General features: G+C 71.8%; 8 protein-coding genes. 6 read left to right on the forward strand and 2 right to left on the reverse strand.

What is annotated here, in order from left to right; all coding sequences use genetic code 11:
• On the reverse strand, positions 1-501 hold a 501-nt coding region (locus PROKR_RS31735), incomplete at its 3' end, for a maltotransferase domain-containing protein (RefSeq protein WP_036966123.1).
• Positions 502-634: 133 nt separating this feature from the next.
• Between PROKR_RS31735 and glgP the strand changes: the two genes are divergently transcribed.
• The 3 genes from glgP (at position 635) to PROKR_RS19785 (ending at position 4,709) form a co-directional block, all read left to right on the forward strand.
• Entirely contained in the window at positions 635-3,220 is a 2,586-nt protein-coding gene (gene glgP / locus PROKR_RS19775; RefSeq protein ID WP_036966126.1) for an alpha-glucan family phosphorylase, read from the forward strand.
• A gap of 80 nt (positions 3,221-3,300) precedes the next feature.
• A complete protein-coding gene (locus PROKR_RS19780; protein ID WP_036966128.1) occupies positions 3,301-4,506 on the forward strand; it encodes a cytochrome P450 in 1,206 nt (401 codons plus the stop codon).
• A 5-nt stretch (positions 4,507-4,511) separates the two neighbouring features.
• On the forward strand, positions 4,512-4,709 hold the full coding sequence (locus PROKR_RS19785; RefSeq protein ID WP_020017586.1) for a ferredoxin: 198 nt from the start codon (positions 4,512-4,514) through the stop codon (positions 4,707-4,709).
• Here the strand turns inward: PROKR_RS19785 and PROKR_RS19790 are convergent.
• Complete coding sequence (locus PROKR_RS19790; RefSeq protein WP_084800552.1) at positions 4,684-4,983, reverse strand: DUF6725 family protein; 300 nt, start codon at positions 4,981-4,983, stop codon at positions 4,684-4,686. The genes PROKR_RS19785 and PROKR_RS19790 overlap by 26 nt on opposite strands.
• A gap of 138 nt (positions 4,984-5,121) precedes the next feature.
• Here PROKR_RS19790 and fdxA point away from each other — a divergent pair, with 138 nt between their 5' ends.
• The 3 genes from fdxA to PROKR_RS19805 all read left to right on the forward strand — a co-directional run bounded on the left by fdxA (position 5,122) and on the right by PROKR_RS19805 (position 8,005).
• Positions 5,122-5,439 (forward strand): ferredoxin, encoded by a 318-nt coding sequence (gene fdxA / locus PROKR_RS19795; RefSeq protein WP_020017584.1) that lies wholly within the window; start codon positions 5,122-5,124, stop codon positions 5,437-5,439.
• A 12-nt stretch (positions 5,440-5,451) separates the two neighbouring features.
• Positions 5,452-6,582 carry a succinyldiaminopimelate transaminase gene (gene dapC / locus PROKR_RS19800; protein ID WP_036966134.1) on the forward strand — a complete coding sequence of 377 codons (1,131 nt, stop codon included), beginning with the start codon at positions 5,452-5,454 and terminating at the stop codon, positions 6,580-6,582.
• Positions 6,583-6,697: 115 nt separating this feature from the next.
• On the forward strand, positions 6,698-8,005 hold the full coding sequence (locus PROKR_RS19805) for a citrate synthase (protein ID WP_051433166.1): 1,308 nt from the start codon (positions 6,698-6,700) through the stop codon (positions 8,003-8,005).
• Positions 8,006-8,227 lie beyond the last annotated feature (222 nt).

Genomic DNA, 8,227 nt, shown 5'->3' on the forward strand with positions numbered 1-8,227 from the left:
GCGGGCGTCGGCCAGTGCCTTGCCGGCGGCGGTCAGCACCCGCGCGTCGCGCGCCGTCCGGCCTCCCGCGACGAGCGCGTCGCCCGGCACCAGGCGGCAGATCCGCTCGAACAGGCGCACGCCCTCGGCGAGCATCAGCTCCGTGTCGATGTCCGCCGCGATCTTGATCCCGGCGTCGTGCACCCATGTCGCGTACGGGTCCGACCACGCCTCGACGCGGAAGGTCCAGTCGCCCTCGGCGTCGGGCTGCAGCTCGCCCCGGAAGTGGTCCAGACCGGGCGCGACGTCGGTCATGGGCGCCCACGAGTGGTCCGACCCGTCCGGGGCGACCAGCACGGCCGTCGCGGACACGGCGTCGTGCCCCTCGCGGAAGACCGTGGCCTCCACGGGGACCACCTCGCCGACCACCGCCTTCGCAGGCCAGCGGCCCCCTTCGACGACAGGGGCGACCTCGAGGACGGGGATGCGGCCGATCCGGCCGGGAGTCGTGTGCGGGCTCACCGGAACACGCTATCGACCGGTTCGGGTCACTCGCCTGCGGGGCGCGCCGAGGTCCGGTGAACGTCGTCGGACGGGTCGGTGAAGCCCGCGGCAACAGGTGTGCTCGCCGGGACAAGTGCGTAGTGTTCTGCCGGTGAGAGCGATCCGCAGATTCACCGTCCGCACGGTCCTCCCCGAGCAGCTCGCGGCGCTCGACGAGCTGGCCCAGAACCTTCGCTGGTCCTGGCACGCGCCGACACGCGAGCTGTTCGCGAGCATCGACCCCGACCTCTGGTCCGACGTCCGGGGCGACCCCGTCGCCCTGCTCGCCGCGCTCGGCTCCGACCGCCTCGCGGCGCTCGCAGGAGACGAGGAGTTCACGGGGCGCGTGCGGGCGGCGGCCGACGACCTGCACCACTACCTGCGCGACCCACGCTGGTACCAGGGCCGCACCACGCCGGCCGGCGGCGAGCTGCCGCGCGCGATCGCCTACTTCTCGCCGGAGTTCGGCATCACCTCGGTGCTGCCGCAGTACTCGGGCGGCCTCGGCATCCTGGCGGGCGACCACCTCAAGAGCGCGTCCGACATGGGCGTGCCCATCGTGGGCGTGGGTCTGCTGTACGGCGCCGGCTACTTCCGGCAGTCGCTCACGCGCGACGCCTGGCAGGTGGAGACCTACCCGCTGCTCGACCCGGACGGCCTGCCGCTCGCGGTGCTGCGCGAGGACGACGGTACGCCCGCCGTCATCTCGCTCGCCCTGCCCGGCGGGCGCACGCTGCACGCGCACGTCTGGGTCGCGGCCGTGGGCCGGGTACCGCTCCTGCTGCTCGACTCGAACGTGCCCGAGAACGACGACGCGGCCCGCAGGGTGACCGACCGCCTCTACGGCGGCGGCGGCGAGCACCGCCTGCAGCAGGAGCTCCTGCTCGGCGTGGGCGGCGTGCGCGCGCTGCGCGCGTGGTCGCGCCTGACCGGAGCGCCGGAGCCGGAGGTCTACCACACCAACGAGGGCCACGCGGGGTTCCTCGGGGTGGAGCGCATCCGCGAGCTCGTCGGCGCCGGCCTGAGCGTCGGCGAGGCCCACGAGGCGGTGCGCGCGGCCACGGTCTTCACCACGCACACGCCGGTGCCCGCCGGGATCGACCGGTTCCCCAAGGAGCTGGTCAGCGCGTACTTCGGTGGCGACAACACCATGCCGGGCGTGCCGACCGAGACCGTGCTCGCGCTCGGGGCCGAGGACTACGACGGGGGCGACCCCACCGTCTTCAACATGGCGGTGATGGGCCTGCGGCTCGGCGGCCGGGCGAACGGCGTCTCGCTGCTGCACGGCCAGGTCTCCCGCGAGATGTTCGAGGGCCTGTGGCCCGGCTTCGACTCGCGCGAGGTGCCGATCACGTCGGTCACCAACGGCGTGCACTCGCCGACCTGGGTGGCGCCGCGGCTGGCCGCCGTCGAGGCCGAGCGGATGGGGCTGGACGAGATCACCGCACCCGAGGCGTCGGGGGGCTGGCTCGACCCGGGCAAGGTGTCCGACGCCGAGCTGTGGGCCCTGCGCGGGGAGATGCGTGCCGAGCTCGTGGCCGAGGCCCGGCGCCGGGTGCGCAAGTCCTGGCGCGAGCGCGGGGCGTCCCCGGCCGAGCTCGGCTGGGTCGACGACGTGCTGTCGCCCGACGTGCTCACCATCGGCTTCGCCCGCCGCGTGCCCACCTACAAGCGGCTCACGCTCATGCTGCGCGACACCGAGCGGCTCAAGGCGCTCCTGCTGCACCCGGAGCGGCCGGTACAGCTCATCGTGGCCGGCAAGTCGCACCCGGCCGACGACTCCGGCAAGCGGCTGATCCAGCAGCTCGTCCGGTTCGCCGACGACCCGGAGGTGCGCCATCGCATCGTGTTCCTGCCGAACTACGACATCGGCATGGCGCAGTCGCTGTACCCGGGCTGCGACGTCTGGCTGAACAACCCGCTGCGACCGCTGGAGGCCTCCGGCACCTCGGGCATGAAGTCGGCGCTCAACGGCGGCCTGAACCTCTCCATCGAGGACGGCTGGTGGGCCGAGTGGTACGACGGCGAGAACGGCTGGGGCATCCCCACGGCCGACGGCGTCGAGGACGCCGACCGCCGCGACGACCTGGAGGCCGCCGCCCTGTACGACCTGGTCGAGTCCCAGGTGGCGCCCGCCTTCTACGGCCGGTCCGCCGACGGCGTGCCGAGCCGCTGGCTGGAGATGGTGCGGCACACGCTGGCCACCCTCGGGCCGAAGGTGCAGGCCACGCGCATGGTCGGCGAGTACGTGCACGGGCTGTACGCCCCGGCGGCCGAGGCCGGGCGGCTGCTCGCCGTCGACGGGTTCGCCGCGGCCAAGGACCTCGCGGGCTGGAAGGCCCACGTGCGCGCCTCGTGGCCGCAGGTGCGCGTGGACCACGTCGAGTCGGCGGGGATCGGCGAGGCGGTGCGGGTCGGCGACCGGCTGACGGTGCGTGCCTACGTCTCGCTCGGGCCGCTCTCGCCCGAGGACGTGGACGTGCAGGTGGTGCACGGCCGGGTCACCGAGGCCGACGTCATCGACGAGTTCACGGCCGAGCCGCTCGCCCTCGTGGAGTCCTACGAGGCGGGGCGGCACGCGTTCGGCGGCGAGGTGGGCCTGGACACGTCCGGGCCGTTCGGTTACACCGTGCGGATCGTGCCGCGGCACCGGCACCTGGCGAGCGTCGCGGAGCTGGGCCTGGTCGCCAACGCCTGAGAACCGGACACCCTTGTCCGATTCAGCCGGACCGGTATTGGATGGGGCGGGCACACCCCCTCAGCCAACCGGAGGACACCATGTCTGACCTGCTCGATTACCCCATCCCGTCGGACCGCGCGATCGAGCCGCCACCGGAGTGGGAGGAGCTGCGCCAGCAGTGTCCTGTGGCCAAGGTGCGCCTCGCCAGCGGCGGCGAGGCCACCTTGCTCACCCGGTACGACGACGTCCGCGCCATGCTGACCGACGGCCGGTTCGGCCGTGTCATCCCGTCCGGTGGCACGGGCGTGGGCTCCCAGGACGACGGCGGCACGTTCAGCAACGATCCGACCGGGGTGATGGCGGACGAGGAGCAGCACCAGGCCTGGCGGCGGCTGGTCAACGCGACGTTCACCGCCAAGCGGGTGCAGGCGCTGGCCCCCGGCATCACCGCCCGGGCCGAGCGGCTCATCGACGACATGCTGGCCGCCGGCGGCCCGGCCGACCTGGTGCCGGCGCTCGCGTTCCCGCTGCCTGTCTGGGTCATCTGCGAGCTGCTGGGCGTGCCGGAGGACCAGCGAGAGCGGTTCCCGTACTGGTCGGACACGGCGCTGAGCACCACCCGGTACTCCCAGGAGGAGATCTCGGCGGCACGCCAGGAGTTCGGCGCGTACATGGCCGCCCTGGTCGAGGCCAAGCGGGCACAGCCGGGCGACGACCTCATCTCCGAGCTGATCGCGCTGGTGGACCAGAACGACCCCCGGCTGACGGCGCAGACCGTGATCGGCACCAGCATGGCGCTGCTCGTGGCCGGCCACGAGACCACCGCGAGCCACATCGCCAAGATGATGGCGCTGTTCCTGGGCGACCGCAGCCGGTGGGAGCGGCTCGTCGCCGACCCCTCGCTGGTGCGCAGCGCGGTCGAGGAGTCGCTGCGGTTCGACCCGAACGCGGGCTTCGGCATGGTGCGCTGGGTGGACGAGGACATCGAGATCGCGGGGGAGAGCATCCCCGCGGGCACGACCGTGGTGTGCAGCCTCGCGGCCGCCAACCGCGACGAGGGCACGTTCGAGGGGGCGGACGAGATGGACCTGGGCCGCCGTCCGAACCCCCACCTCTCGTTCGGTGCGGGCGCCTACTCGTGCCTCGGCCAGTCGCTGGCCCGCACGGAGCTGCAGATCGTGCTGGCCGCGCTGGTGCGCAAGGTGCCGAGTCTCGAGCTGGCGGTGGACGTCGAGTCGGTGCCGCGCAAGGAGGGCCTGCTGGTGGCCGGATTCGACGAACTGCCCGTCAAGTGGGAAGAGTGACCCTCATGAAGATCAACGTGGACCGTGACGCCTGCTGCGGCGCCGGCCAGTGCGTCCTGCTCGCACCCGACGTGTTCGACCAGGACGAGGAGGGCATCGTCGTACTGCTCGACGAGCGGCCGGCGGCCGACCAGGACTTCGCGGTGCAGGAGGCCGTGAGCATGTGCCCCACCGGCGTCATCTGGGTGGACCAGAACGCCTGACGGGTCGCGGGGGGATCGGCTTGGCGGCCTCGATGTCGGCGGCCGCCACGTCGACCTCCTGCGGCTCGCCGCGGCCCGGGACGGGGTCGGTGCGCAGCCGCAGGCCGGCGTCCGAGATCTCGACGACGTGGCCGATCAGGTCGGTCCAGCGGTGCGCCGTGCCGCCGTCGGACACGACCGGGCCGGCCGGTGGGAGCCGCCTCCGGACCACCACGCGGGTACCGGGGCGCAGGCCCCGCCACCCGCCGGGCGCGGCCGGTGTAGCGAATGTCACGTCACTTCTCCTTCCGCAGCGTGAGACCGGTGGGGACCAGGGGGCGTCCCGGGAGATACTAGGATCGCCCCGCCGGGCCGGTCCCGCGGTCGGCATCGTGCATGATCCTCAGTCCGGAAGTGGAAGGACACCCTCCAAGTGACCTACGTGATCGCTCAGCCGTGCGTCGACGTCAAGGACCGGGCGTGCATCGAGGAGTGTCCCGTGGACTGCATCTACGAGGGCAGCCGCTCCCTGTACATCCACCCGGACGAGTGCGTGGACTGCGGCGCCTGCGAGCCGGTCTGCCCGGTGGAGGCCATCTACTACGAGGACGACGTCCCCGACGAGTGGAAGGACTACTACCGCGCGAACGTGGAGTTCTTCGACGACCTGGGCTCCCCGGGCGGCGCCGCGAAGATGGGCGTCATCGAGAAGGACGACCCGATGATCGCGGCCCTTCCGCCCCAGGCCTGACGGCCCGCCGGCATGGGTCTGCACGACCTCTCGGACCTCCCTTTCGCCTGGGACTCGATCGACGGCATCACCGCCACGGCGAGGGCCCACCCGGGCGGGCTGATCGACCTGTCCATGGGCACGCCCGTGGACCCGACGCCCGAGGTCGTGCGGAAGGCGCTCGAGGCCGCTTCGAACGCGCCCGGCTACCCGATGACGGCGGGCACCCCGGCGCTGCGCCAGGCAGTGGCGGACTGGTTCGCCCGGCGCCGCGGCGTGCCGGGCCTCGACCCCGCGGCCGTGGTCCCGACCATCGGCTCCAAGGAGCTCGTCGGGCTGCTGCCCTCCCTGCTGCACCTGGGCCCCGGCGACGTGGTGGTGCACCCCGCCGTGGCCTACCCCACCTATCTCGCGGGCATCCGTGCGGCCGGTGCCACGCCGCTGGCCACGGACGACGTCGCCGACTGGGCTGGTCGGGACGACGTGAAGATGGTCTGGGTCAACAGCCCGGGCAACCCCACCGGCCGCGTGCTCGACGCCGCCGCGCTGCGCGCCGTGGTCGACGCCGCGCGGGCGATCGGCGCCGTCGTCGTCTCCGACGAGTGCTACGCCGAGCTGGTGTGGGACACGCCGTACGACGCCACCACCGGCACCGGCGGTGTGCCCTCGATCCTGGACCCGAGCGTGTGCGGCGGGTCCCACGAGGGGCTGCTGGCCGCGTACTCCCTCTCCAAGCAGTCGAGCATCGCGGGCTACCGGGCCGCGTTCCTCGCCGGCGACGCGGCCCTGGTCGCGGACCTCACGCAGACCCGCAAGCACCTCGGCCTGATCGTGCCCGCGCCGGTCCAGGCCGCGATGACGGCCGCCATGTCGGACGACGCCCACGTCGCCGCGCAGCGCGAGGCCTACGGCGCCCGTCGCCGGGCGCTGGCCGCCGCCGTCACCGAGGCGGGGTTCGTCATCGACGAGTCGACCGCTGGTCTGTACCTCTGGGTGGCGGCTCCGGACGGGCGGCCGGGCCTGTCGGTGGCCGAGTGGTTCGCCGAGCGCGGGATCCTCACCGCACCGGGTCATCTGTACGGCGACGGCACCCACACGCGTGTGGCGCTGACCTCGACTGACGCACAGATTGCCGATGCTGTGACACGCATCACGCAGCCTTGACCGATGGATTGGAAAAACTAGAGCAGGGCGCGATACTGTCGTGCCCCAGGTCGACGCTGTCCCGACACCTTTCTTTCACAGCAGCGTCCCTCGTGCGCCACTCAGGAAGGAAGACATGACCTCCACACCGCTGGACGGCTCGAGCCGCGTCGAGCTCGCCGTCGACGGAACCACTCACACCCTGCCTGTCGTCGCCGCCAGCGAGGGCAACGACGGCATCGTCGTGTCGTCGCTGCTCAAGGACACGGGCCTGGTCACGGTCGACCCCGGGTTCATGAACACGGCGTCGTGCGAGTCCTCGATCACCTACATCGACGGCGATGCCGGCATCCTGCGCTACCGCGGCTACCCGATCGACCAGCTCGCCGCCGGCTCGGGCTTCCTCGAGGTGGCCTACCTGCTCATCTACGGCGAGCTGCCGAGCACCTCGGAGCTGGACGCGTTCACCGAGCGCGTCAACCGGCACACCCTGGTGCACGAGGACTTCCGCACCTTCATGGGAACGTTCCCGCGCAACGCGCACCCGATGGCCGTGCTGGCCTCCGCGGTCAACGCGCTGTCCACGTTCTACCCGGAGTCGCTCGACCCGGCGGACGACGACCAGGTCGACCTCGCCACGGTGCTGCTGCTGGCCAAGACCCGCACCATCACGTCCTACCTGCACCGGCGCCGAGTGGGCGAGCCGCTGCTGTACCCGGACTACTCGCGCGGCTATGTCGAGGACTTCCTGCGCATGACCTTCGCGACGCCGTACGAGGCCTACGAGGCCGACCCGGTGATCGTGGACGCGCTGGAGAAGCTTCTCGTGCTGCACGCGGACCACGAGCAGAACTGCTCCACGTCCACCGTGCGCGTCGTCGGCTCCTCCAACGCGACCCTGTACGCATCAGTGGCCGCGGGCGTGAACGCGCTCTCGGGCCCCGCGCACGGTGGCGCCAACGAGGCGGTGCTCACCATGCTGGAGAAGATCCGGTCGGGTGGCGAGACTGTCGAGACCTTTATGGAGAAGGTCAAGAACAAGCAGGACGGCGTGCGCCTGATGGGCTTCGGCCACCGCGTGTACAAGTCCTACGACCCGCGCGCCGCGATCGTGAAGAAGTCGGCCGACGAGGTGCTCGACAAGCTCGGTGCCAAGGACGAGCTGCTCGACATCGCGCGCGGTCTCGAGGAGATCGCCCTCTCGGACGACTACTTCGTGGAGCGCAAGCTCTACCCGAACGTCGACTTCTACACCGGCCTGATCTACAAGGCCATGGGCTTCGAGCCGGCCATGTTCACACCGCTGTTCGCGCTGGGCCGCATGCCCGGCTGGATCGCCCAGTGGCGCGAGATGATCAAGGACCCGCAGACCAAGATCGGGCGCCCGCGCCAGGTCTACACCGGCGCCACCGAGCGCCCGTACGTCCCGGCATCGCAGCGCTGAGCCTGGGGAGAGCCTTCCAGTTCGGTCGGTTGCTCTGAGTTCGGTCCATTTTCGGACCGAACTCAGAGCAACCGACCGAACTCATTTCCGGGGCCGCAGGGCTGCGTGACCGGATCGTTGCTTCCGGCAGCCACAGTTTGGTCGTGCGTGTCACAGGGCCGGGCTACTTTGGCCCCGTGAGTCGAGCCACCCTCCTTGCCCGCCGGTCCACGGCGCACCGCG

It is taken from the genome of Promicromonospora kroppenstedtii DSM 19349 (assembly GCF_000515355.1).
GTDB classification, from domain to species: Bacteria; Actinomycetota; Actinomycetes; order Actinomycetales; family Cellulomonadaceae; genus Promicromonospora; species Promicromonospora kroppenstedtii.

Excerpts from the sequence above, each read along its gene's own strand:
- PROKR_RS19780 (WP_036966128.1), top strand. The coding sequence starts at position 3,301 with ATGTCTGACCTGCTCGATTACCCCATCCCGTCGGACCGCGCGATCGAG.
- PROKR_RS19785 (WP_020017586.1), top strand. The coding sequence starts at position 4,512 with ATGAAGATCAACGTGGACCGTGACGCCTGCTGCGGCGCCGGCCAGTGC.
- dapC (WP_036966134.1), top strand. The coding sequence starts at position 5,452 with ATGGGTCTGCACGACCTCTCGGACCTCCCTTTCGCCTGGGACTCGATC.
- PROKR_RS19805 (WP_051433166.1), top strand. The coding sequence starts at position 6,698 with ATGACCTCCACACCGCTGGACGGCTCGAGCCGCGTCGAGCTCGCCGTC.